The organism is candidate division WOR-3 bacterium (assembly GCA_039802205.1).
Taxonomy (GTDB): Bacteria; Hydrothermota; Tepidihabitantia; order SM23-42; family JAOAFX01; genus JAOAFX01.
The window spans coordinates 43,283-67,770 of record JBDRWD010000004.1; the positions used below are offsets into that span (position 1 = coordinate 43,283).

Annotated in this window: 20 protein-coding genes and 1 tRNA gene; 17 read left to right on the forward strand and 4 right to left on the reverse strand. The window is 41.2% G+C overall.

What is annotated here, in order from left to right:
- Window positions 1-20: 20 nt before the first annotated feature.
- Window positions 21-1,691 carry a S8 family serine peptidase gene (locus ABIL39_01550; GenBank protein ID MEO0164805.1) on the reverse strand — a complete coding sequence of 557 codons (1,671 nt, stop codon included), beginning with the start codon at window positions 1,689-1,691 and terminating at the stop codon, window positions 21-23.
- Between the two features lie 98 nt (window positions 1,692-1,789).
- Window positions 1,790-3,136, reverse strand: a complete 1,347-nt coding sequence (locus tag ABIL39_01555; GenBank protein MEO0164806.1) for a YCF48-related protein — start codon at window positions 3,134-3,136, stop codon at window positions 1,790-1,792.
- 212 nt (window positions 3,137-3,348) lie between these two features.
- Between ABIL39_01555 and ABIL39_01560 the strand changes: the two genes are divergently transcribed.
- From ABIL39_01560 to ABIL39_01640, 17 genes are all read left to right on the forward strand, one after another.
- Window positions 3,349-5,589 (forward strand): hypothetical protein, encoded by a 2,241-nt coding sequence (locus ABIL39_01560; protein ID MEO0164807.1) that lies wholly within the window; start codon window positions 3,349-3,351, stop codon window positions 5,587-5,589.
- 348 nt (window positions 5,590-5,937) lie between these two features.
- Complete coding sequence (locus ABIL39_01565; protein ID MEO0164808.1) at window positions 5,938-6,801, forward strand: polyprenyl synthetase family protein; 864 nt, start codon at window positions 5,938-5,940, stop codon at window positions 6,799-6,801.
- Window positions 6,802-6,862: 61 nt separating this feature from the next.
- Complete coding sequence (gene dxs, locus ABIL39_01570; protein MEO0164809.1) at window positions 6,863-8,722, forward strand: 1-deoxy-D-xylulose-5-phosphate synthase; 1,860 nt, start codon at window positions 6,863-6,865, stop codon at window positions 8,720-8,722.
- Window positions 8,719-14,160 carry a hypothetical protein gene (locus ABIL39_01575; protein MEO0164810.1) on the forward strand — a complete coding sequence of 1,814 codons (5,442 nt, stop codon included), beginning with the start codon at window positions 8,719-8,721 and terminating at the stop codon, window positions 14,158-14,160. Before dxs ends, ABIL39_01575 begins: the two co-directional genes overlap by 4 nt.
- The gene (locus tag ABIL39_01580; GenBank protein MEO0164811.1) at window positions 14,139-14,930 is read left to right on the forward strand and encodes a M28 family peptidase; all 792 of its coding nucleotides are present in this window, start codon (window positions 14,139-14,141) and stop codon (window positions 14,928-14,930) included. The genes ABIL39_01575 and ABIL39_01580 overlap by 22 nt, the downstream gene beginning before the upstream one ends.
- A gap of 11 nt (window positions 14,931-14,941) precedes the next feature.
- Window positions 14,942-15,259: a ComEA family DNA-binding protein gene (locus ABIL39_01585; protein ID MEO0164812.1), complete on the forward strand. Its 318-nt coding sequence runs from the start codon at window positions 14,942-14,944 to the stop codon at window positions 15,257-15,259.
- Between the two features lie 65 nt (window positions 15,260-15,324).
- Entirely contained in the window at window positions 15,325-16,257 is a 933-nt protein-coding gene (locus ABIL39_01590; GenBank protein MEO0164813.1) for a sugar ABC transporter permease, read from the forward strand.
- Window positions 16,250-17,059 carry a carbohydrate ABC transporter permease gene (locus ABIL39_01595; GenBank protein ID MEO0164814.1) on the forward strand — a complete coding sequence of 270 codons (810 nt, stop codon included), beginning with the start codon at window positions 16,250-16,252 and terminating at the stop codon, window positions 17,057-17,059. The genes ABIL39_01590 and ABIL39_01595 overlap by 8 nt, the downstream gene beginning before the upstream one ends.
- Before the next feature lie 20 nt (window positions 17,060-17,079).
- Entirely contained in the window at window positions 17,080-17,286 is a 207-nt protein-coding gene (locus ABIL39_01600) for a hypothetical protein (protein ID MEO0164815.1), read from the forward strand.
- Between the two features lie 52 nt (window positions 17,287-17,338).
- A tRNA-Val gene (locus tag ABIL39_01605) sits at window positions 17,339-17,414 on the forward strand.
- Between the two features lie 139 nt (window positions 17,415-17,553).
- Window positions 17,554-18,258 carry a C4-type zinc ribbon domain-containing protein gene (locus ABIL39_01610; GenBank protein MEO0164816.1) on the forward strand — a complete coding sequence of 235 codons (705 nt, stop codon included), beginning with the start codon at window positions 17,554-17,556 and terminating at the stop codon, window positions 18,256-18,258.
- On the forward strand, window positions 18,248-18,682 hold the full coding sequence (locus ABIL39_01615) for a ribonuclease HI family protein (GenBank protein ID MEO0164817.1): 435 nt from the start codon (window positions 18,248-18,250) through the stop codon (window positions 18,680-18,682). Before ABIL39_01610 ends, ABIL39_01615 begins: the two co-directional genes overlap by 11 nt.
- Before the next feature lie 2 nt (window positions 18,683-18,684).
- The gene (locus ABIL39_01620; GenBank protein MEO0164818.1) at window positions 18,685-20,034 is read left to right on the forward strand and encodes a TrkH family potassium uptake protein; all 1,350 of its coding nucleotides are present in this window, start codon (window positions 18,685-18,687) and stop codon (window positions 20,032-20,034) included.
- A gap of 153 nt (window positions 20,035-20,187) precedes the next feature.
- Window positions 20,188-20,874, forward strand: coding sequence for a TrkA family potassium uptake protein (locus ABIL39_01625; GenBank protein MEO0164819.1), 687 nt, complete (start codon window positions 20,188-20,190; stop codon window positions 20,872-20,874).
- Entirely contained in the window at window positions 20,871-21,128 is a 258-nt protein-coding gene (locus ABIL39_01630) for a tetratricopeptide repeat protein (GenBank protein ID MEO0164820.1), read from the forward strand. The genes ABIL39_01625 and ABIL39_01630 overlap by 4 nt, the downstream gene beginning before the upstream one ends.
- Before the next feature lie 129 nt (window positions 21,129-21,257).
- Window positions 21,258-22,634 (forward strand): amidohydrolase, encoded by a 1,377-nt coding sequence (locus ABIL39_01635; GenBank protein MEO0164821.1) that lies wholly within the window; start codon window positions 21,258-21,260, stop codon window positions 22,632-22,634.
- Window positions 22,635-22,652: 18 nt separating this feature from the next.
- Window positions 22,653-23,462, forward strand: coding sequence for a YihY/virulence factor BrkB family protein (locus ABIL39_01640; GenBank protein MEO0164822.1), 810 nt, complete (start codon window positions 22,653-22,655; stop codon window positions 23,460-23,462).
- A 15-nt stretch (window positions 23,463-23,477) separates the two neighbouring features.
- Here ABIL39_01640 and ABIL39_01645 read toward each other — a convergent pair whose 3' ends face one another.
- Together ABIL39_01645 and lptE are read right to left on the reverse strand one after the other, a co-directional pair.
- Window positions 23,478-24,017, reverse strand: a complete 540-nt coding sequence (locus tag ABIL39_01645; protein MEO0164823.1) for an SEC-C metal-binding domain-containing protein — start codon at window positions 24,015-24,017, stop codon at window positions 23,478-23,480.
- A gap of 61 nt (window positions 24,018-24,078) precedes the next feature.
- Window positions 24,079-24,456, reverse strand: a complete 378-nt coding sequence (gene lptE / locus ABIL39_01650) for an LPS assembly lipoprotein LptE (protein MEO0164824.1) — start codon at window positions 24,454-24,456, stop codon at window positions 24,079-24,081.
- Window positions 24,457-24,488 lie beyond the last annotated feature (32 nt).

Below are 24,488 nucleotides of genomic sequence, written 5' to 3' on the forward strand. Positions count from 1 at the left end.
TTTTTATTTTTGTCCATTTTTTATTTCAACTTGATAACCTTTCCTATCTTTATGCATCCCCCATACTCAAACTTAACAAAATAAACGCCCGCAGGTAATTTGCGATCCGAATCATCAGAACCGTCCCACACAACCGTTGACTGTTCACCGTTTACCGTTAACCGAGAAAGATCTTTAACCATTCTACCGCTTACATCGTATATCGCAAGGCTGAAGCCTTGCCCGACATTTCCGTTTGGATTTTGGGATTTGGTGCTTGGGATTTGAAATTTAATAACACAGTGATTCTGGAATGGATTCGGTAATACGTTGAGCGAGATTATCATATTTTTCGTCTTGCTTTGTTCATGGATACCGGTCGTTGCCTGTAATGCCTTCCAGACATTCAACCTTCCCCAACCATAATTATTATTCGGATATGGTGCACCAGGAGCAGGTCTATCTGCATTATTGAGCAGAATATTATAAATCTCAGTAACTGAAAGATTTGGATTCTTCTCAAAAAGTATTGCTACAGCACCGGTGGCATGGACACAGGATAATGAAGTTCCATGGATTGTTGTGTATTGCTGATTGAGCCAGGCAGTTCTTATACTATAACCAGGTGCGCACAAATCCGGTTTGGTCAAATTCCAGTCATTCCGATACCAGTATGTAGTATCATTCCAAGGGACACTATCAGGTGCTGGACCACGCGAAGAAAACGATACGATTGTATCATTGACATTCGTTGCCCCGATGCCCAGCACCGTTGGATAGTTGCCTGGAGTATTTGTAGTCATTGAACCAGGACCGGCATTTCCAATTGAAAAGACTGGCAAAATTTCAAGTGATTTCAGGGTATTACAGATATCCCACCAAGTGAGGTCAAATTGATTTGAACTCCCCCAGGCATTGTTAATTGCCCTAATATCAAAACCGGAATCCACTTTTAAAGTAGCGAACCACTGTAATGCAACAATTGGGCTAACATTACCTCCGATCATTGCAACACATAATTTTACATCTGGGGCTACACCGATATCATCGGTAAACGGACCCAATCCATCACCACCACATATAATACCAGCACAGGCTGTGCCATGACCATTGTCATCGTATGGATATGGGATACCATGCCAAAAATCCCGCCATTTTATCAACTTACCGCCCCGCAATGCGGGATGGGTTGTATCTAGTCCAGTATCAAGCATACCGACTATTATACTATCGCCAGTATATCCATAATACCAGCAGGAATCCGCCATTATTCGCTGAATGTTCCATTCAGGAGTGCGCGATGTTGTTCCTGATTCTTCTATGATGGGAATTGGTTTGACTTCAGGGATATGGGATATCAATCTTACCGACGGATGACGGGCAAGTTCTTTTATAACTCGCACACTCGCCCTTAAATATATCCCATTCACAATCCAGAATTGCAAAACAGAATCTATTTCCCCGGGAAATCTTTTCAAAAACTCCATAATTGGCTTCTGGCTATCTCTGGCGATTGACTTGAATACTTCTGCCTTTTGTTTTATGGTCAGGTCTCCAAGTGTATTGTCAGGATAAGGTTGATTGATAATAACTAAAACCTCAATTCTTGTATCGTTGCTAATCTTTATTAGTTGTTCTTGTAGTTGTGGTGAAATGTTTTCCTGTCTTGCTTCCAATCCAAATCCAACAAGTATTAATAGAACTAACCACATAGCAATCCTCCAGCAAAATCATATACCACAATAAATCCTTTGTCAAGACCCCATACTATCATTAACTTCCATTCAGCGCTGTCTGGTATTTCTCAATATTAAAATACTACAAATTTTTTCGTAAAGCTTTCTCTTCTATCAGGATAAAATTTAATAAAATAGCATCCTTTCACTAATTTGGGAAGTTCTATGACCGAAGAGCAAATATCACTTTTCTCAAAGACTTTTCTACCGAGGGCATCAAAGATTTCAATTTTATTATATCTCTCTCTGTTTCCAAGGTTAAATTGGATTCTTTTGCCTGACGGGAAGATAGTAGGTGAACTCTGATTATTCAATGCAATATCTCGCTTTTCCTCAACCGCTACATTCAACGGCGTATATCTGAATGCGGATAATCTTGTGCCACCTGCATAACCCCATCTTGAATTGAACATATCCATTCCCAATGGTGAACAACCCCAGGGACTGTTATCAAATATCACAGTATCCACAAGCCATTGATTTCCACTGTTGGTCGTTTTTAAGAAGATACTAAAATGGCTTCCCTCCCAGCCGGCACGATTACCACCGCCAACGGCAAATCCATTCTGATTATCAACAAATTCAATCGCATATAAGCCATATTTACCAATGGATACCGATGGTCCCATTACTTCAACCCAATTGTTTCCGCCATCGGTTGTTCTGAAGAAAATTCCGGGTGATGCAGAATCCCTTAATCCGCAGACCCAGCCATTGAGGTTATCAATAAAATGGACACCATAAAATTGATACATCGCATTTGAAACTTGTGCGGTCCAGCTGGTCCCACCATTTGTTGTATGGAGAATCAATCCATTTATTCCCTGATGATTTATTGTGTCATAATCACCACCCACAATCCAGCCCTCATTGGGATTGATAAAATAGATGCTTTTTAAAGAACCGGAGACTGGTGCACTCTGGGTAGTCCAGGAAGAACCACCGTTGGTTGTTTTTCTAATATCGCTGTTTGCACCGGCAATCCAGCCGGTATTCGCATCAAGGAAGAATACATCATCCCACATCTTACCGATGAATTCAAAAGTCAAACCATAGATATTCGTCCAGGAATTACCGCCATCAGTAGTTTTGTAAACAACTGCTGCGGGAAAGAGATTAGCTATTATTCCCATTGCTGTAAGATAGCCGATACTGGTATTGACAAAATCCATCCCGAAGACAAACATGCACTGGTTGATGGTCCAGGGACGTATCTCCTGCCAGGTATTACCGCCATCCGTCGTTTTATAAATAATCCCTCCCACCTGGTCTCTCACACCACAAAGAATACCTATCATGGAATCAGGCGCTGCGGCATCCAGAAATCCATTATCTGTTGGCTCATAATGGCGTGTTTCCCATCTTGATATGCCAAAGAGCCCCCATGTGAGAGTAACGTACATTATAAAAAATTTTTTCATAATTCCTCCTTGTTTTTCAGATTTTTAAAGCCATTGTTTTCTGTTTATAGTTAATTTTAATTAAAACTATGCACTCGTCAACTACTATTTTATCGCCCAGTGTGTCATTTTTTTAGCAATTCAAGGGCTGAAAAGAGTGAAATTACCAATACATTAAGCGTGAATTAATAATTATTGACCGATTTAAAAAAATTACTATAATATTCCCGCATATGGCTAACAGTGATATTGAATTTAAAAAATTGGTCGTCGAGGAGTATTTAAAAAACGGTTCTTTAAGAAGGACCGCAAAAAACTTCGGGATTCATTATTTAACGCTTTATCGATGGGTAAAAGTTTATAAAGTATTAAAAGACCGCTTTTTCGTATCCGCTTATAAAATTCCCTGGAATAAGACAAAAGAAACATTGGAAAAAGAGATTGTATTTTTGAAAGAAAAGAACCCCAATATTACTATAAAAAATACCCAGGAGGTTTTGAGAAAAAGAGGGATTAAGGTCTCTTGCCATGCAATCTGGTCAATATGGAACCGCTATGGCTATGCGGGAGCCACGAAAAAGACATCCGAGATCAATGACAACCATCCAGGTATCAGTGCCAATGAGATACAACAAAAATTGGCATTAGCATCAAAACTATTCAATGACGGAAAGATCAGAGAAGCAGCAGAGATTTTAAATAGTGTACCTCTTCTACCTAAAAACCAATTATTGACTAAAATCCCGGACCAATTTTTGAGTCTGCCGCGGCGCCTGGAAAAAAATCTTGCGCTATTTGGAAAGATTCCGATTGAAGAAAATTTAAAAAGGATGGATAGTTTATATAACGAGGCGAAGAAAAAAAGTTTATTCTATTTAGCAATTCGGGCTGGTTTGGCAGAACTTGCTTTGCTCTCCTGGAAGGGCGATCTGGTAAACCAGCAAAAGATTTTAAAAGAATTAAAGAGTTTTTTTAAAATTAAGAAGAGAAAGAGAATTGCTGCTATGGAATTTAATCTTTTCTTCACCATTCTCATCGCCGAAGCCAATCTTTATATCGATCTTTTTAAAATTGACAAGGCATATTATCTCGCCCGAAACTGTCATTTAAGACTTAGACGGCGGAAAAACCAGGATTCTAATCTCATATTACACCTTGCCCGGCTCTATGTCCGTCTGGGTGAAATAAAAAAAGCGGAATACTGGTATCAACAGGCATTGGTTGGGATGTCGGATGAGCAAAAACGAGAGTTAAATGCACAATTAGCCCTGAATATTCATTTTATGAAGGGTGAATACAAACAGGCACTGGAGTTATGTAAGGATCCTAACCTCCCGGAATGGATCCGCATGGCTCTTCCTTTAAGGTTTAAAAGTCTTTACTATTTAATCAAAGGAAATCCCAATCTTGCGATAGAAACTGCAACCAAGAGTTTGAATCTTTCAAAAGAGCAGGAATTGCCCCGTGATATATTTAATTCATATTTGACGATTGCTGCAGCGTTTAATGCTATGAACGAAAAAGATCGAGCAATGATGATTTTAAAGAATTTGAAAAGGTACATAGAAAAATTTAAGTTAACAGTCCAGAAAAAAATGTTACAAATAATTCTCAAAGAAAATTTAGGATTGTCCGATGGTTTTAATCTTCCGATTTTGAAAATTGGTTTACTTTTGCAAAAAAATAAATATAAGCAGGCATTACTTCTGGCAAGAAAGAAAGGGTTGATTACAATCTTTTATCGTTATATATTCTTTATCTCCCAACCAATAACAGATCTATTGGCTAAAGGCAAAAGTACTGGATTGCCAAAATCAATATTAAAACTGCCGATATTCAACCAGGAGACAATCACCTTTTATGTAAAATTTATTGGACATCTTACCATAACAAGAAATCAAAAATCTATTAAAGTTAAATTAAAACCCAAAGATGCGGCGTTGTTGATACATCTAAGTCTTAAATTGAATACCCCGGATAGTTGTATCTATCTGGACGATTTATGCAGAAATTTCTGGCAAAATCAAAAGACTGCACACCGAAATTTGTCTCATTCGTTGAATAGAATAAAAAAACAGTTAAATATCCCTGGTCATTATCTTGAAATGGGTTGCGAGGCAGGTGTTTTTGGTCTGATAAATCGAAATTTATTCTTTCTTACCGACTATCAAGATATGTTACGGGCGTTATCACAGGCAAAAGCCTTAGCACGAGCCGGTGCGTGGGAACTTGCAAGAACTGAATACCTAAAGGCATTCGCACTATTCCGCGGCGAACCATTAAAAAAGAACTTCGACCAATGGTCGGTGGACTTAAGGTATAGAATTTTAACCACGTTAGAGATTGAAGGCATTAATTTTGTCCGTGAATGCCTTGTACGGGGTGATAGAAATTCGGCTTTGAAAATATTAAAAAGAATTCTGAAGATGGTTCCGGATTCATTAGAGGCAAGAAAAATCCTCGCGAACCTGTGATTTCTCTGGGTCCACTCCACTTTTTGTCAAATCATTTTTATGCGCTGGATTATTAGATGTAGCCGCACCCTTCAGGGTGCGAGATACCTTGGGATTTAAAAAAATTATCCGCAGTCTAAAGCCTGCGCCTACCATTTACCGGTTACCACCCAAGAATTTCAAATTTATGCAAGGCAAAAGCCTTGCCCTACAAAAGTACCCAGCGCTAAATCATTGATTACCCTTACAAATTTTATCCATGAGTTTCATCGCTCCTTCATGAGATATAAAAAAATATGGATAGGGCTTAGATGATTTCTTCCTTGACAAATCGCTATTTTTATTTAAAATTATATAACTATTCCATTTATGGACATTAATCAATATCTTACCGAGAAGAAACAGTTGGTGGATGCGGCGCTGAAAAAATACTTCAGTGATCGTAACCAATTTTTTGAAGTTATGTATTACTCACTTGACCGGGGTAAGAGGATAAGACCCATCTTAACTATTGCCAGTTATGAGGCAAATGGAGGCACCAATGTTGAGGAGATAATGTCTATTGCCTGTGGTCTGGAATTGATTCATACCTACTCGCTTATCCATGATGACCTTCCCGCAATGGATAATGATGATTACCGCCGGGGTAAGGAATCTGCCCATAAAAAATTCGGTGAAGCAATGGCTGTGCTTTCTGGGGATGGATTATTTGCCTATGCTTTTGAATTGTTCACCGAGTCAGAAGACCATCTTAAAGAGCGCTATCGGGTGATAAAAGAAGTAAGCCTGGCGGTTGGGCCTAAGGGGGTAGTTTATGGCCAGGTGCTGGATATCCAATCCCATCCTGAAATCAATCCAAAGATGTTGCGTCAGATTCATCTTAATAAAACCGCTAAATTCATTGCGTTGGCGATAAAAGCTGGCGCAATTATGGCCCAAGCTCCTGAAGCACGCATAAGAATTCTGGAAAAAGGAGGAGTATATCTAGGGATATTATTTCAATATACCGACGATATTCTTGATGTAACCGGCAAAAAAGAAAAATTGGGCAAAACGCCCCAAAAGGATATTCTCCAAGAAAAACTCACTGCCCCAAGAGTTTATGGACTCTCTGGTGCTCGATTCCGTGCGCAAAGATATGCCTGCCTGGCAAAGAATACTTTTAACCAATTGGGCAAGAATTTTGAGATATTCAGTGCGCTCACGGATTTTGTCCTGAATCGGTCGTTTTAACATGCAAAACAGGCCATTTCCTTACTATAAATTGAACGTATAATTTTTATCAAATTCCACAATGGCCCTCCTTGAAAAGATAAACGGACCTGCAGATTTAAAGAAATATCCGGTTGAGCAACTCCAGGTGCTTGCCCGGGAGATAAGAGAGGAAATCATAAAAACCGTATCTCAAAATGGAGGGCATCTGGCACCTTCACTCGGGGTTGTGGAATTGACGCTGGCAATTTATCGGGTTTTTGATGCCGAAAGAGATAAAATAATCTGGGATGTGGGACACCAGACCTATGCCCAGAAGTTGATCACGGGAAGAAGAGATAAATTCCACACCTTGCGCACATATAATGGGATTAGCGGATTTCCCAAACGCGAAGAGTCAAAATATGATCATTTCAATACCGGTCATTCTTCTACTTCGCTGTCGGCCGCTGCTGGTTTTGCCATTGCCCGGGATTTAAAAGGGGAAGATTATCATATCATCAGTGTTATCGGTGATGGTTCTCTGGGTGCAGGCATGGCATTTGAGGCTTTAAATCACATCGGACAATTGAAAAAGGATGTTATCGTTGTTTTAAATGACAACGAGCGTTCGATCGGGGAGACGGTGGGAGCATTATCTCAGTATCTGACGAAGATTATAACAACCCGCACTTATAACCGGTTCCGTGACGACCTTTGGGTTTTCTTAGGTAGATTTCCACCTTACATCCGTGATCGGGCTCGAAATCTTGCCAAAAGAATTCAGGAGGGTATGAAAGGTTTATATTCTCCATCGGTGATCTTTGAGGAACTTGGTTTTCGTTATATAGGACCTTTAAATGGTCATCAGTTGGGCGAATTGATTGATACATTGTCACGGGTTAAAGAGATGCACGGACCCAGGTTGGTCCATGTGGTGACCAAGAAGGGGAAGGGATATAAGATTGCCGAAGAAGCACCCGAAAAATTTCATGGCATTGGTCCATTTGATATTGCCACGGGCGAAGAAAAACAGAAACTCAATTCGTATACTAAAGTCTTTGGCGATGCCTTGGTGAAATTTGCGGAAAAGAACAAAAAAATTGTGGCGATTACCGCGGGGATGTGTTTGGGCACTGGTTTAAAAGAATTTTCATTAAAATTTCCGGAGCGGTTTTTTGATGTAGGTATCTGTGAACAACATGCGGTAACGATGGCTGCGGCACTGGCGCTTGAGGGCTATATTCCCGTTTGTGCAATATATTCGACTTTTCTCCAGCGGGCCTATGACCAGGTTATACATGATGTTTGCCTTCAAAAGGCGCCTGTGATATTTGCGATTGATCGGGCCGGACTGGTCGGTGAAGATGGTCCTACTCATCACGGTCCGTTTGACCTTTCTTTTCTAAGTTGTATACCCCATATGGTAATAAGTGCACCGAAAGATGGGGCAGAACTGGTCGCCCTGTTGAAGACCGCGATTGAGTATCGTGAAGGTCCTTTTGCCATTCGCTATCCCCGCACTTCGTGTTCCTTACCGGAGAGTTCAGATATCCAGACTGTGGAAATTGGAAAATGGGAAATTCTCCATCCGGGACAGGAATATGCCATTATTGCCTGCGGGACGATGGTCAAAACAGGTCTGGAGACAATAAAATTATTAAAGAAAAATAGAATAAATCCTTATCTCATCAATGCTCGTTTCGTTAAACCCCTTGATTTTGAAATGCTTGATACACTGATTGCAAAATTAAAGTCAGTTTTTGTTCTTGAAGAAAATTCTTTCATAGGTGGTTTAGGAAGTGCTGTGGCGAATTATCTGGTAAATAACAAATTGCCGGTTAAAGTCCACACCATTGCCCTGCCAGATCGTTTTATACCTCACGGATCAAGGGAAGTTTTACTCAAGGTGGTTGGGCTTGACAGTGAGACTATAGCAGATAAAATTATGAAATCGTTATGATATTTTTTGTCATCTTTGTTTTCAACCAATTCACTATGCCCTACGAAACAAAAGCCTTTATTACTTCTGATGGCGAATACATAGTATATCTCCGCTATTATCAAGGGGAATTTATTGGGATTGACAGTATTATTCCCGTAAATGACTACTTTGCTATCGGTTTGAAAAAGAAAAATCAAAAAATGATGCTCAAAGAATTACAAAGTGATTTGATGAAGAAAGGGGGTTACGCAAATAAAGGATTGTTTGGAACCATCGAGATACCTTTGCCCAAGGGCGGTTTTAGCGACTTTATGGGTGAAACCGGAAAACTTGATGTGGGTGGTTACATTAAAATCACACTGGGGGGCACGGAAACCTTTTATTCTAATCTGCCAGCGGAACAACAGCGACCTTCACTTCTGCCGGAATTAAAAATGGAACAGGAAATGGCGGTAAATCTTGATGGCGAAGTTGGTGACCGTATGCGGGTTTTCATTGACCACAATTCTACAAGAGTTGACGAAACTCAAAATAAGATTCGTGTTACCTATAAAGGAAAAGAAGACGAAATACTTCAGGAACTCGAAGGAGGTGATACTCAACTATCAATTCCCGGCACAAGTTACACAGGTGATATTCCAGCACACCAGGGATTGTTTGGTTTAAAATCCACCGCCAAGTTGGGACCGGTGGATATCGTGGCAATTGCATCCCGGGAGCAAACCCAGTACAGTGAACAGGAGATCACCGGGGGCATTGAAAGTATGTATGATACAATCTGGTCTAAAGATTATGCTAAGCGACAATTCTTCTGGCTGGGGACAACTGACTCCATTATTGAACTGAGGGTTTATATCGATGATGGAAATAACGCGAACAATAATAATGGGATTACGCGCTATGCCCGGGTGTATCTTGACCTGAACGATGATAATGTCCCCGATGATACTCTGGAAAAAGAAGAAGGTTTTTTCACCTTGAAATACGAAGGTTTAGAACAGGATTATCAGTTTTTTGGGCGCCGGGTCAATATCATTGAGTTAAAAAATGGACTTTATAATAATCTGGAGGCATTGGGAGTTTACTACCGTAAGATCAACAGTCTGGGGCAGGAAGATACGGTGGGTTTCATTGGCGCGGACACATTGTGCTTGAAACTGATCTGTCCACGAACCTCACGGGTGACTTCACTAGCCTGGCGCAATTATGAGTTAAAAAACTATTATCCCGTTGCCAGTCCAGGGGAGAAGGTTGACACCCTAATGATTTATCACGATGTTGGGAGTGGTATTGATGAATACATCTATCAAGGGCGCACCCTGTTGTCGATACTCGGACTGGATAAGGACAACAACAACGAGGTAGATCCCTATGGAGGATTTGGCAGTGGAGGATACGATTTAAACCGCGGGCTGCTTATTTTTCCAGAACCAATGCCGTTTGTGAATAGCGGACTGCCTGAGCCTGATTCCGAGGTTTACACTAATCCGTTTTATTCTATCCATCGCGGTAAGTACTACATCTACACTAAAACCTTTCAGGTAAAGAAAACTTTCCCTATCCCATTCAACACCAAACATGTGCGAGTTTATGTCAATGATGTAGAACTTGATCCTGCGGAATACATCGTGGACTACGATATGGGAAAAGTTGAAATTATGAGGCCCATCTCGCGTACCGACCGCGTCCGGATACAGGCAGAATACAGCGCGCCTTTTTCCGCGACACAAAAAAGCCTAATCGGTATGCGGGCAAATTCGAAAATCTTCGGGGAAGGAAGCATTGGTTCTTCTTTTTTCTACCGGACCGAGTCCTATCAAATGGCACCATACGAGCATATCCGCTTTAACGAGGAGCCTTCCAATCGGATGGTCTGGGAGATGGATTTTGCCGTTCCAGGTAAAATCCCTTATTTAACGGAATTTATTGATAATCTGCCTTTGGTACAAACCGAAGCCGAATCAAAATTCAATATCAATTTTGAAGGGGCATATTCATTCTCTAATATCAACTCCCGGAATGCTGTATATCTTGATGATTTTGAGGCTACCTCCATTAATTATTCAGCGGTTTTATCAAAGAGTTATTGGTATCCCTGTTCTAAACCGGTGAATTGCGATACAAGCAATTTTGCCCGGAGACGTCTGATCTGGTTTACACCTACCGGTGGTAATGTTTTTAAAATGGAAGATATTTATAATAATCCTACCGATCCCCAAGCGATTGCCGAGGTTTTACAAATTCAGTTCACTCCGGATAACAGACAATCGTTTGCCGGCTTAACCCAATACCTAACAAGTGTGAATCTCGACGAATGTGAGAATATTGAATTGATCATAAATGGCAGTGGAGGGAAGGTCCACATCGATGTTGCTGAGGAAATCAGCGAAGATCAGTTACGGCGCAACAAAAAAGGTGAAATTGTTGGATTGGGCACCTTTGAAGATGAAGATAACAATCCACGCAATTTTTCTTGGGATGCGAATAATGAAGATCGGGGATTGGATAATGTTTTTGGTAATGATGCTGATAATGTCCCCGGAGATGATGGTAATGATGATTATATTGAAAATGACTATTATCACGGCGGCATAAATGGGACAGAAAAGAACAGGATCTGGGATACCGAAGATATTGATCGGAATGGCATTTTTAATCTCAGCACAAATATTTACTACAGTTTTTCAGTACACCTGGATTCGAGCCGATATCTGGTAGAAGGGGGATTGAAAAACAACTGGAAGATGTTTCGGATACCATTGAAAGATTCCCTGGCCCGCGATACCGTCTTTGGTCTTCCTAACTGGCAGAATATTAAATTTGTCCGTATCTGGTTTGATGATTTTACTGCGCCCCAGACCATTTATCTTCATAAACTTAATTTTACGGGCAGTCGCTGGAAGAATTATGGTGTAGTATCTGAAGATTCGCTCAATCCGGTGGATACCACGGAAAAATTTATCATTACCCCGGTGAATACCGAAACTCACACCTATTATAAACCGCCCTATCCCTTACCTATTGATCCTTTTACAGGGAAAACGATTAATGAAGGGGGATTAGAATTAACCCTTCATGAGGTGAAAAAAGGTCATACCTGTATTGCCTACCGGCGTATTGAAACTCCGGAGGATTACCGCGGATACGACACTTTGATTTTTTATTTTCGTACTCTTCATTCCAACCCGCAAATCGCCTTGCGTTTCGGTTCGGATTCAATGAATTATTATGAATACCGGACCGATTACGATGCTGGAGCAGTGGAATATAATAACTGGCGCAAATACCAGGTTGTTATAGCTCATTTCCCGGAACTGAAAAAGAAGACAGGCGGCATGGGCATACTCACCGAAGGGAATTATACAGTCTCCGGCAACCCCTCACTGCAAAGTAATAGATTTTTTGAAATAAGGATTACCAATAATTTTACCACTTCCCTTTCTGATACAATGTGGTTCAATGATATAAAACTTTCTTCGCCGAAGAATGAAGTGGGTCGAATAATGAGATCCAGTGGTTTTTTGAATATTGCCGACCTTTCCAACATTACTTTTTCCTATTCAGAATCTAATGGGCGATTCAGACGACTCTCCGAAGCAAGGGGAATTTCGGAGTCCGGCCCGGGCAAAAACTTTGCACTCAACACCGGTCTGACATTAAATAAGTTTCTGCCGCAAGATTGGAATTTCAGCATTCCGATTAACTTTGGTTTTAATAGAAGTATTCAGGAACCGCGATATTCTTCATTTATTGCCAAGGATGTAGAACTGGATGATTCAGCACGAATGATGGAACGCGCAACCAGCACCATCGCGGGCTATAACCTGAGTTTTTCCAAATCCGGTTCAAAGAATTGGTTATTGAAATATACCCTGGATAATCTGAGGTTATCCCACGATCGGACGGTTTCCACCTCAAATACTGCGCCGCAAATTGATACCACCGATTTTAGAAATTACCATGGTGAATACAGCCTCAGCCCTAAATTGTCACTCAAACTGCTAAGACAAAAAATCGAACTTCTGCCGCAGACAATGTCCTTTACTTCTTCTTATACCGATAATCGAGCAAAAAGGTATGTTCGGGATAGTCTTAATCAACCCTACGAAATCAGCCCTGGTTATCCTCAACGTCGGAGAACATTGAGCCCTGGTTTCTCAGTAAGTTATTCTCCACACCAGATTATTTCAACTTCTTATTCCTTTTCTCAAATTCGTGACTCAGTATCCCAGAAATGGCGGTTCGGTGATGAAGTCAGCCGAAATCAGACATTCAATAGTCGCATTGCCAAAGAACTGTTAATAGTCAATCCCTCACTCCAGTTCAGTTCCAGTTATAATGAGGACCATCGTTTTGAATGGCGCCATCCTTATGACCGTCGGGGCGTGAATAACAGCTCCAATATCAGTCTTTCTACCACCGCTGATATTAAAAAGGTTATCAAATTCTTTACCCATCTTCGGGATGAAACAAAAGATAGCCTCCAGCTGCCTGGTTCTCCTTTGTGGATTGTAAAACAGATAGAAACATTTGTCGATTTCATTCAGAATCCAAGTTTTGGTTTTTCGCGGAGCCGTGCCTCTGGTTATTCCACGCTCGTCCGACCAGATTTTAGGTACCAATGGGGATTAGTCGATACAATCCCGGTAGCACAACAGGATTCTAATAGTTATGGCACCCGGAACATTTCGGATAATTTTAATGTAAACTCTGGAATAAACTACGCAATTTTGAGTTTGACCGGGAGTTATACCAAACAGTTGACCCGCAGTTTCACCTATAGCGGTATGGAGAATAAAAATGTGAGTGAATCATATCCCAACGCCAGTTTACGGATCTCCCGGGTGGAGAGAATCCCTTTCTTAAAAGAGTATGCCTACACTTCCTCCGTGAACTTAGGTTTTAACCAAAATCTGATACGTCTTTATCAGAGAACGGCTGATACCCTGGAACGGTTGATCTCGGATAGTCGAGTTCTTTCATTTAATCCACTGCTGGGCTGGCAAACGAACTGGAAACGCGGAATTACCAGCAATGCCAGCATCAGTTATTCTGAAACGATGGGGCATCAATATTCAGACCTTTTTATTAATCCCTCCAAATCAATCAATTGGAGCGGTTCTCTTTCTTTAGCCTATACCTTTAGTGCCCCCAAAGGGTTGGCGATCCCGCTCCTCCAAGGTATCAGGTTTGCTTCAAATCTAACTACCAATCTCACCTATAGTTATAATCGAAACATCTCTTATGCCGCTTCGGTGGAAAATCCCAATTATTTGGATACCAGGACCCCAGTGGTTGATAATACCACCAGCAACATTGATATTTCTTTAAGTTATAATTTTTCGACGAGCGTCACCGGTGGTGCTAATCTCAATTATTCGCGGAATCAGGACCGAATTTATAATAACAGTTATCGGCGGATAGGTGTAAACATATGGGCAAATATCAATTTTTAAAATTGTCATTTATTTATGGGATAATAGCGGTGATACTTTGGGCAAAAGAACCTTATGATTATTTAATTGAATATTGTAAATTTGGGAGCCGGGCCATCGGTACGGAAGGGCATAGGAATGCCTTGAATTACATCGTCAAAAACCTCAAAAATCCGGAAATAGACTCTTTTATCGTGGATGGTGTGTGGCTATATAATCTCCAACAAAAATTTCCGGCGGGTGAACCTCTTATCGGCATTGCTGCGCACTGGGATTCTGATCGCAACTGTCCTGGAGCTAACGATGGTGGTTCGGGTGTGGCATTACTTCTGAAACTTGCCGATACCCTCTCCAAAAATCCTCCGGAACTGAGTGTCCATCTGCTGTTTTTTGATGGCGAAGATGTGGAAAAGGCCGAGCTCTACGGTTCAACCCATTTTGCCAATAAATGTCTGGATCAGTATTCTTTTGTGATAATAATTGATATGGTTGGCGATAAAGATTTACAGATTTATAAAGAAGGACATTCTACAAAATTCTTCCCCGACTTAGTTGATTCGCTCTGGCAAATCGCCCGGGAAGCAGCGCCGGAGATTTTTCTTTCTAATGTAAAATACTACATCATTGATGACCACATGCCACTGATAAAATACGGAATAAGGGCGGTGCTTATTATTGATTTTGATTATCCTTACTGGGATACGCCCTTCGATACAGTGGATAAATGTAGTAAGGAAAGTTTAGAGAAAGTTTATCAATTCCTTTTGAAGATAGTTTATCGCAATTATTAATAATAAAATCGATGAACAAAAAAGAGATAGTAATTCTGGCCATTATCAGCGTAGTCTATTTGGCAATAAATATCTGGAATTACTTCCGATACCACTCCCTGAAGCAGAGTTATCAATTGATTATCACTGAAGAACTAAAACAAATTTCAATCAACACCGCCAGTCAACATGAACTGGAAAGCATTCCGGGCATTGGTCCGGCTTTAGCCCGGCGCATCATTGAGTATCGGGAAAAGAACGGAGGCTTTCGGACCGTAGAAGATCTCAAAAAAGTAAAAGGGATTGGAGAGAGGTTGTTTGAAAAACTCAAACCCTACATAACCTTGTAAAAGATATCCGGATACTAACTGAGGATTGGCAATTGACAAGATGCTGAATTATGATATTATTATCCGTGAAGAAGAAAATTGAGACTGCCGGTTATCTTTTTCTCTTGCCAGCCCTGTTGATCATTTTGATTTTCCGTTTTTATCCGATAATTCAGGCAATCCGGATGAGCCTTTATCAGTGGTCAATCGCCGGACCTTTAAGATTCATCGGTTTTAAAAATTATTATCGCCTCTTCATCGATGTCAAATTTTATCAATCGCTCCTTAACACCATCTGGTATTTGCTGTGTGTGGTGCCAATAACGGTGGCTTTGTCTATTGTTATTGCTTATCTTTTAAATCAGAAAATCAAAGGCCAGGGCGTCTACCGCACCCTTTATTATCTTCCGGTTGTCACATCAATTGTTGCCATCAGTGTCGTCTGGCGGTGGATATTTAATCCGGATCGCGGCTTATTCAATGCCTTCTTTCAATTTGTGGGAATGCCTGGAGTGAAATGGTTGAACGACCCGCGGGGTATTTTTGAATTGATTTTCCACACCAAACTTTCAGGAGTTCTCGCTGGACCATCCATCGCTCTCATCTGTCTGATGATAATGGCGATCTGGCATAACCTGGGTTACTGCATTATCATCTGTTTGGCGGGTCTGCAGAATATTCCTGGGCAGTTTTATGAAGCCGCAAGGATTGATGGTGCTCGAGGCATCCAACTCTTTTGGAATATCACCTTGCCCCTCCTTTCCCCGACGATATTTTATCTTCTGATTACCCAATCCATCATTGCTTTTAATACCTTTACCCCGGTTTATGTGATGACCCAACCCCCAGGAGGTCCTCTGGGCACGACAAGTCTTGTGGTGTATTATCTTTATGAGCAAGGGTTCAGATTATGGAATCTGGGTTATGCCAATGCTTTAGCCTTTGTCGTCTTTGCCATCATCTTTATTCTCACCAAAATTCAGCAACGTTTTCTGGAAAAACGAGTATATTATGAATAAAAAGGTAGTCCATATATTGTTGATTGTTGGTGTCATTTTCATGGTCTTCCCTTTCGGCTGGATGCTTCTCACTTCATTGAAGACCCAGGACGAAGCCTTGAAATTTCCTCCCACTCTGATTCCGGAAAAAATCATCTTGAGCAATTTTATTGAGGCCTTTCGTGAGGTAAATTTTACCCGTTATTTTATCAATACCTTGATAATGACCACTGGTTCGGTGATTCTTGTTTACCTCACATCGGTTCTCGCCGCCTACGCCTTTGCCCGGTTAAAATTTCCCGGGCGCGAGATAATTTTTACATTATTTTTAGCGCTGATGATGATCCCCATGCCGGTTTATCTGGCACCATCTTATGTAATTCTGAGTAAATTTCGGTTTATTGATACTTTCTGGGCATTAATCATTCCTTGGGGTGTTAATATCTTTGCTATTTTTCTTTTACGTCAACACTTTAAATCTCTGCCCCAGGAGTTGTTTGATGCTGCAAAAATCGATGGATTGAACCATTGGCAGATCATTCGGTATATCGTGCTTCCCCTTTCCCGACCGGTCCTTGTGACGATCGGCGTTTTTGAAGTTATCACCAACTGGAATTCATTCCTCTGGCCCCTGATTGTCACCCATTCTGATACCATGCGCACGATTCAAACCGGCCTTGCCTATTTTGCACAGGCAGAGGCGACGAATTATCCCCTTTTATGTGCTGCCGCAACCTTTACCACCATGCCGCTTGTCATTCTTTATTTTTTTGTTCAGCGTCAGATAGCGGAATCTTATGCCCGCAGTGGTTTGAAGGAGTAATATTATTGAAGGAGACGATGATGAGAGTAATTGAAGAAAAGGACGTGGAATGGTATGCGGGGAGTGATGCTCAAACCTATCCACGCCGAGTAAAGGTCGACGGTAACTGGCGGGAAGTATTTACTTTTGTGAAGCAGATCCGTGAAGAATATTTCACTCGCAAGAGGCATACAATATTTCTATGCCATATCGGTGATAATGAGGTGGTGAAGGTAAGACTACCCTGAAAATATTGACTTTTGACAGATTTTGGTTATAATAGAAACAATGTTGCGAAATGGGCGGTTAGCTCAGTTCTGGTTAGAGCGTCTGCTTGACATGCAGGAGGTCACCCGTTCAAGTCGGGTACCGCCCACTCTGGCAATTCATTCAATTTCCCGCAGGTCCGATTTTCTGCAATTCCCGAAGGGCGGAGTAGTTGAAAGAAGGAGTGGTTTCTTCGGCGCCCAGTGGGGGAGGCTCAATCCGGTAAAGGAATGGAAAGGTTAGGTTAAATGGAAGAGGTCCTGCAAAGATTGGCAAAGATCAGGGACCTTTCGGAAACGATAAAAAAGAATGATATGTTATTAAAAAACATTCCGGAGACGATCGTCAAATTAAAAAACGAGATTGAACAAAAAAATAAACAATTAAATCAGGTCAAAAATCGATTGACGGAGATAAAAAAGTTGTATAAACTAAAAGAAGGTGATATCGCGGATAATGAGAACAAAATCAACAAGTTAAATCAACAAATTCATTCAGTTAAGACCAATGAAGAATATCGGGCGATCCTCAAGGAAATTGAGTTTTTAAAAAATTCACGCCTGGCGATAGAGGAGGAGATGATAAACCTTCTTGAGGAAGAGGAGAAACTTAAAAATTCATTGAGTAGTCTGGAAAAAGAAACCAAGGAATTTATTGAGCAGAAAAACCGAGAGATTCAACAGTTGGAAGAACAGAGAGCACAAGTTATGGCGGAACAAGAAAAAAACAGAAGTGTCTTTGCTGACGAGATAAAGAAATTACCGGTAGAGGTGAGAAGCATATATGAGCGGATTACGAATGCCCGGGATAAGGCGATCTGCGTCGTCACCGACGAGGGCATATGCACTGGATGTTATACCAATATTACTCCCCAGACACTCAATGAATTAAGAAAGAAGGATAAGTTGGTGCTTTGCGATTCCTGCGGGCGCATCCTCATTTATGGCTTATGAATCAGTCGTAGTTTATACCGATGGTGCTTCCGGAGGCAATCCTGGACCCGCGGGCATCGGTTTTGTGGTTTATGATGAACATAATCCGCAGGAGCCAATTTTCAGTTTTGCCCATTATATCGGTATCACCACCGGTAATGTTGCTGAATACGAAGCACTCATATCTGCATTGAAATGGCTTCTGAAAAATAACATCCAAAAGGCAGTAATATACACCGACTCCGAATTGGTCTATAAACAACTAACCGGTGCTTATCGGGTGAAGTCTGCGCATATAAGAAACCTTGTTTCTCATGCCCGCCAGTTGCTCAATAAATTTAAAGAAATCGATTTGAAAACCATCCCTCGGGAAGAAAATCGCGCAGCCAATAAACTTGCCCAGCGGATTGTTAAAAATATAAAAAAGCAGAAAAAACCTTCATAGTTATGAATAGAAAAAAAGAGATAAATCCGGCGCGCATGCTTATCTTTGGCTATATCGCTTTGATTCTCTCCGGAACCTTTTTGCTTTCTTTGCCCTTTGCTACCCCGCGCGGTATTAATTTTATTGATGCCCTATTTACTTCCACATCTGCCCTTTGTGTTACGGGTTTGATCGTGCGTGATACCGCGACCGGTTTTACTGTCTGGGGTAAATTGATAATTCTATTTTTAATCCAGATAGGCGGATTAGGTTATATGACCTTGTCCACTACTTTTTTCTTTTTTCTGGGCAAAAAGATATCCTTACGTGACCGGATGCTTTTTAAAGAATCCGTAAATGTTCTAAGCTATGAAAATCTGATGCGCTTTGCCTGGCGTATTTTTCGCATCACCGTGATTGTAGAGTTGATTGGTGCCCTGTTATTCTATCTCTGTTTCCGTTCGCGTTTCCCACCGCTCGTCGCCGCCGGGCACGCTCTTTTTCATGCCGTCTCGGCATTCTGCAATGCCGGTTTTTCTACTTTCTCAGAAAATCTTTCTTTGTTCCATAACCTCTGGGCGGTACCCCTGATCTGCGCGATTCTAATAATCAGCGGGGGTATTGGATTTGTGGTGATTTCGGATCTTTATTATCTCTTAATCAAAAATTCGAGAAGAGGCATTTCGTTACATACCAAACTGGCACTAAGGACGACTTTAATCTTGATAATTGTCGGAATGGTTTTCATTTTGGTTTATGAGGGTAATAGAAGCCTTGCTGCATATCCTTTGCATTTAAAAGTAATCCATGCATTTTTCCAGGCAGTAACACCTCGAACCGCCGGTTTTAACACTGTAAATATCGCTAACTTTGCCCCCTTTACGCTCTTTTTGCTCATGTTATTTATGTTCATCGGGGCTTCACCGGGCGGAACCGGTGGAGGGGTAAAGACTACCACTTTTGCTGTGGTTCTGATTTGGGTTAAAGAACTGCTTTTGGGAAGATACAAAAATGGCATTTTGATTATGAAGAAAAAAATTCCCCAGGAGCAGGTACTCCGGGCTTTTCTGTTGATCGCACTTTCTTCCATCGTGATTTTATTTATTTTCTGGATATTGCTATTGACCAATTTCGGATCACCTTTTAAATTATTATTTGAAATCATTTCGGCTTTTGGCACTGTGGGTTTATCACTCGGTTCCGAGCTTAATTCAGTTTGTAGTTATGCACATGACTTTTCGGTATGCGGGAAGTTGTTGATAATCATTTTGATGTTAACCGGCCGGGTGGGCACCCTGACGATTGGTAGTGCCTTAGTACGCACCCATACGGTTGATTTTTCATATCCCGAAGAACACATCGTGATTGGTTAAGTGGAGTGACGAATTAGAAATTTTAATTGACAATTCGTCAAAAATGAATATAATTATTTTATGAATTTCACCAATGCTGCTTTACACCGGGGTTTATTTTTTATTGACCCCAGCCTGTTATTTGCTCTTTTATATTCCGCATAGTGGAAAATTATGAAACAGTTCGTCGTCATCGGCTTGGGGAGATTTGGTTCCAGTATCGCCCGTGCCCTCACCGAGAAAAACTTTGAGGTGCTGGCGATCGACCGGAATGAAGAAAGGGTTAAAGAAATAGAGGGATTTGTCGCCCAGGCAGTGGTCGTGGACGCCACCGATGAAAAAGCACTTAAGGAACTTGGAATAAAAGATTTTGATACTGCAATTGTTAGCATTGGCGAAAACATTGAAGATAGCATCATGGTGACACTCCTCTTAAAAGAACTGGGGGTCCGGCAGGTAATCGTTAAAGCCCATAATGAGCTCCACGCCAAAATTTTAAACAAAGTAGGTGCAGACCGGATTGTCTTTCCGGAAAAAGAAATGGGGGAGAAACTGGCTGAGAGTTTAGCCAGCCCTAAAATATTTGATTATATAGAATTATCTACCGAATACGGTATTTTAGAGATTGTGGCACCTAAAAAGTTCTGTGATAAAACGCTGGGCGAATTGAAATTACGCGAAAAATTTGGGGTCAGTGTGATGGCGATAAAAAGAAAAATACCTTATACCCGCCCTGACGGCTCCCCAGATTTTAAGGAAGAAATAATTATCGGTCCAGGTGGTGCGGATGAAATATTACCTGGTGATATTCTCGTTCTTTTGGGGAGATATAAAGACCTGAATCGCATTGAAAAACTATGAACGATGATTATTCCGATTTAATAGAGATTGCCGAGTTTTACATCCTGAGCCAGAAGTACGAAGAGGCGATAAAAATCTTGCAAAAAGCCAAAAAAATAAATGATCGTGACCCGCGGCTTTATTATAACCTGGGGATTGCCCAAGAGGCACTTAACAATCGGGATGAGGCAATAAAATTTTTCCGCCAGGCACTCTCCCTGGATCCCAATTTTACTTCGGCCCAAGAACATCTGGACAAACTGATCAAGGGATGAATGTGTTTCGTTTTTTTGAAAAATTGTAATTTAATTGATTGTATAAGAGAAGAAAGTCGAAACTGCACTATTTTCATCAAGCAGCCCTTTATTGATAAGATAATTTTTAAGCCGGATTTAGCGGTCAAATTGGCGAATTATCTCAAGAAAAATCTGGGAGAAGTTACGGAGTATGACCTTAAGGGTGGTTATATCCTCCCAGGCTTCACCGATTCCCACACACACCTTCTCGCCCGAGGCATAGAATTACAGCGAGTGGATTTAAGCACCTGTCGTTCCCCTCAAGAATGCCTGGAAAAATTGCGCTCAGCACGGCACGAAAAAATTATCTTCGGGGTAAACTGGGATGATGCTGGATGGACCAAAGGTAAAATTGCAGATTTAAATCGTCAGGTTTTAGATAAAATCTCAAAAAATAAACCGGTGATAATGCGGCGGATCTGTGGACATTTTGCGATCTGTAATACCCGGGTCCTTAAGTTCATTCCTGCTGAATGGAGAATTGTCGATCGGTCACAGGGTTATCTTTATGAGGATGCCGCACTTTATATCAACAAAATTTTTCCACCCGATTTTGCGATGTATGAGAAAGGATTGAAAGAAGCGATGGCAGAAGCACTGGCGCTGGGCATTACTTCCATCCATGAAATCACCGACCAGCGGGGCTTCAGGATATACCAAAATCTAAAGAAAGAACTGAGGCTGCGTGTTGCTTTATACCTCACCGATGAACTCGGAATCCTTGCTAAGGCCGGCCTCCAGTCTAACTTTGGCGATGATTATTTGAAATTTTCGGGGAAAAAGATATTCTTGGATGGTTCCATTGGTGCTCGGACCGCAGCAGTGCGAAAACCTTATATCCGGTCACAAAATTATGGAAAACTGCTGATGACCGAGCAAGAGTTAACTGAACTCATAAAAACCGCCGAGAATTATTCAATTCAGTTGATGATTCATTCAATCGGTGACCGGGCTACGGAGGTTATTTTGAACGCCTTTAAAAGGGCAAAGGTTAAATCAAATCGACTCCGGCACCGCTTAGAACATCTGGAAATACTTGATAAGCGGTTAATCCAGAAGATAGCCCGGGTTGATTTAATTGCTTCCATGCAGCCTAATTTTCTCCGCTGGCAAACACCGGGAGGGCTGTATGAGAGAAACCTTGGAATAAGATACCAAAAGATGAATTGTTTTAGCGAGGTTAAAAAGGCAGGCGTAAAATTAATTTTCGGTTCGGATTGTATGCCCCTGGGCCCATTTTATGGCATCAATCTTGCGGTCAATCATCCTGTTGAAGATTTCTGCCTTTCACCCGCGGAGGCGATTGCATTATACACCCAAACGCCTGCCTGGGCAACATTTGATGAAGATAAAAAAGGGAAACTGGAAGAAAATAAATTTGCGGACTTGCTGGTGCTTGATAAAGACCCATTAAAAAAAGAGAATCTTGCCCAGATCAAAATAGTTAAGGTATTCGTCGGAGGAAGTCTCGTATATCAACAATAGTGCCAACTGCTTTATTAGATGAGTAATTTTTTCTGGCTTTTGAAGAAGGCATACACCAAATTCAATACCGACCGCGGACCACTTTTGGCTTCGGCATTAGTCAACGCTGCAATATTCAGTCTTTTCCCTCTTCTCCTTGGGTTGGTATCGTTTTCTTTCTTTATTCTCGGTTCATCCCAGGGCATCATGGAAAAGATTATTCCTGTTTTAAAACAGATAATTCCCATCGGTCTCGATGAAATCGTTAAGAATATTAAGATGATTCGGCAGACATCTATCATCGTCGCCGTCATCGGAATGCTCGGCTTTTTATGGGGTTCGGCGAGCATCTTCGGGGCGATTGAATCAAGTTTGAATGTGATCTGGAAAGCAAAAAAGGACCGGCCGTTTATCAAAAAGAGCCTTATCGGAATGGCATGGGCTTTTGTGGCTTGGATTACTTTGATTGCAACCGTGGGTGTTACAATCTGGGCGAGTGCCTTAGGATTGAAAGGAGTCACCCGGTATTTGCCGCTCCTCAACATGGCGATAAGCACCGGGATTTTCGGACTTATTTACTGGTTTTTCCCCAATCGTAAGGTGCGATTTAAAGAGGCATATGTGGGAGCAATATTTACCGGCACAGCATGGGAACTTACCAAATTTCTTTTCACCCTATATGTGACGCGCGTGGTGGATTATTCCAAAATATTCGGATCTCTTTCCGCAGTAATCCTTCTCTTATTATGGTTGTATTACTCTGCCTGCGTTTTTCTTTACGGTGCGGAGTTGAGTTATGTTTATGCCCGAAGGAAGATTTTAAGAGAAAAAAGGCGTATACCTCAGTGAGTTTATTCTAAAGACCTATTTATTTTTACCGCAACACTTTTTGTACTTCTTTCCACTCCCGCAGGGGCAGGGGTCATTACGGCCAATTTTTAGTTCACTGGCCACTACGGCTTCTTGAGGATTTGTGAGTTTCTTAGAAGACACTTTACCCGAGGGAAGCATTTTGATAAATTCTTTGGTATTATCCTGGACCACTTTTTTGAGCTGGCGACTGTTTTTAATATGTCCTTCTCCTTCCAGGAAATCCAGAAAAAGGATAATTATTTCCGGAATGTCTTTGCTCGCTTCTTTACTCAACGCTAACTTTTGGGGTGCATATTCCAGTAAGAAATTACGGATGTGTTCTTCGTGTAGTTCACCAATCTCTTTATGGTGATGAAAAAACACATAATCAAGGAGACTTTTGGTGATATATTCCGCCTTAGTTTGTGTCGACTTTGTTTTCAATTTTGATGCTTCTATGAATTGCCGAACTGTGGCATTGATAAAATGGACAAGCCTTTTTTCTCGTTTTCTTTCTTCGGCTTTTTTTTCTTCAATATCGGTTAGAGCCATATAAAATTATACTCAGATTTCTTTTTATGTCAATGAACCTACAAACATCCGATCGCGTTATTTACCAGTTCGTCAGAATTACCGTCACGAGTCTTTCGGCGGTCCTTTTCATTGCCTCTCTTATTCCTTTTTCTTCTTCTGTAGTATAGGTAGCCCAATCAGCAACATCGCCCTGCCAGAAGATCGTATTTCTTACCCGGTCATAGACAGTTACCGAGAGCTTGATGGTAATTTTATATTGCGAAACTGATAAGGCACCGGCATAAACATAAGGCTCTTTGGCAAAGCCGGTTACTTTACCGATAAGGACGATATCAGCCTGTTCTTCACTTACGAGTTGGAGGCCGGAATTATTTCGAAAGGCTTCGAGTGTCGTTTGGGTGGCCAGTTCGTCAAGTCCGGTCTTGTAGGTTTGATTTTCAAAAATTTTTATGTGCACACTCCGTATGTAACTGGGCAGTAGCGAGCGAG

What these genes read in the sequence shown, in the direction of transcription:
- ABIL39_01595 (MEO0164814.1), top strand. Translation starts at nt 16,250, where the DNA reads ATGAATAAAAAGGTAGTCCATATATTGTTGATTGTTGGTGTCATTTTC.
- ABIL39_01610 (MEO0164816.1), top strand. Translation starts at nt 17,554, where the DNA reads ATGGAAGAGGTCCTGCAAAGATTGGCAAAGATCAGGGACCTTTCGGAA.
- ABIL39_01620 (MEO0164818.1), top strand. Translation starts at nt 18,685, where the DNA reads ATGAATAGAAAAAAAGAGATAAATCCGGCGCGCATGCTTATCTTTGGC.
- ABIL39_01585 (MEO0164812.1), top strand. Translation starts at nt 14,942, where the DNA reads ATGAACAAAAAAGAGATAGTAATTCTGGCCATTATCAGCGTAGTCTAT.
- ABIL39_01565 (MEO0164808.1), top strand. Translation starts at nt 5,938, where the DNA reads ATGGACATTAATCAATATCTTACCGAGAAGAAACAGTTGGTGGATGCG.
- ABIL39_01630 (MEO0164820.1), top strand. Translation starts at nt 20,871, where the DNA reads ATGAACGATGATTATTCCGATTTAATAGAGATTGCCGAGTTTTACATC.
- ABIL39_01640 (MEO0164822.1), top strand. Translation starts at nt 22,653, where the DNA reads ATGAGTAATTTTTTCTGGCTTTTGAAGAAGGCATACACCAAATTCAAT.
- ABIL39_01560 (MEO0164807.1), top strand. Translation starts at nt 3,349, where the DNA reads ATGGCTAACAGTGATATTGAATTTAAAAAATTGGTCGTCGAGGAGTAT.
- ABIL39_01550 (MEO0164805.1), bottom strand. Translation starts at nt 1,691, where the DNA reads ATGTGGTTAGTTCTATTAATACTTGTTGGATTTGGATTGGAAGCAAGA.
- ABIL39_01625 (MEO0164819.1), top strand. Translation starts at nt 20,188, where the DNA reads ATGAAACAGTTCGTCGTCATCGGCTTGGGGAGATTTGGTTCCAGTATC.
- dxs (MEO0164809.1), top strand. Translation starts at nt 6,863, where the DNA reads ATGGCCCTCCTTGAAAAGATAAACGGACCTGCAGATTTAAAGAAATAT.
- ABIL39_01645 (MEO0164823.1), bottom strand. Translation starts at nt 24,017, where the DNA reads ATGGCTCTAACCGATATTGAAGAAAAAAAAGCCGAAGAAAGAAAACGA.
- ABIL39_01555 (MEO0164806.1), bottom strand. Translation starts at nt 3,136, where the DNA reads ATGAAAAAATTTTTTATAATGTACGTTACTCTCACATGGGGGCTCTTT.
- ABIL39_01600 (MEO0164815.1), top strand. Translation starts at nt 17,080, where the DNA reads ATGAGAGTAATTGAAGAAAAGGACGTGGAATGGTATGCGGGGAGTGAT.
- ABIL39_01575 (MEO0164810.1), top strand. Translation starts at nt 8,719, where the DNA reads ATGATATTTTTTGTCATCTTTGTTTTCAACCAATTCACTATGCCCTAC.
- ABIL39_01580 (MEO0164811.1), top strand. Translation starts at nt 14,139, where the DNA reads ATGGGCAAATATCAATTTTTAAAATTGTCATTTATTTATGGGATAATA.
- ABIL39_01615 (MEO0164817.1), top strand. Translation starts at nt 18,248, where the DNA reads ATGGCTTATGAATCAGTCGTAGTTTATACCGATGGTGCTTCCGGAGGC.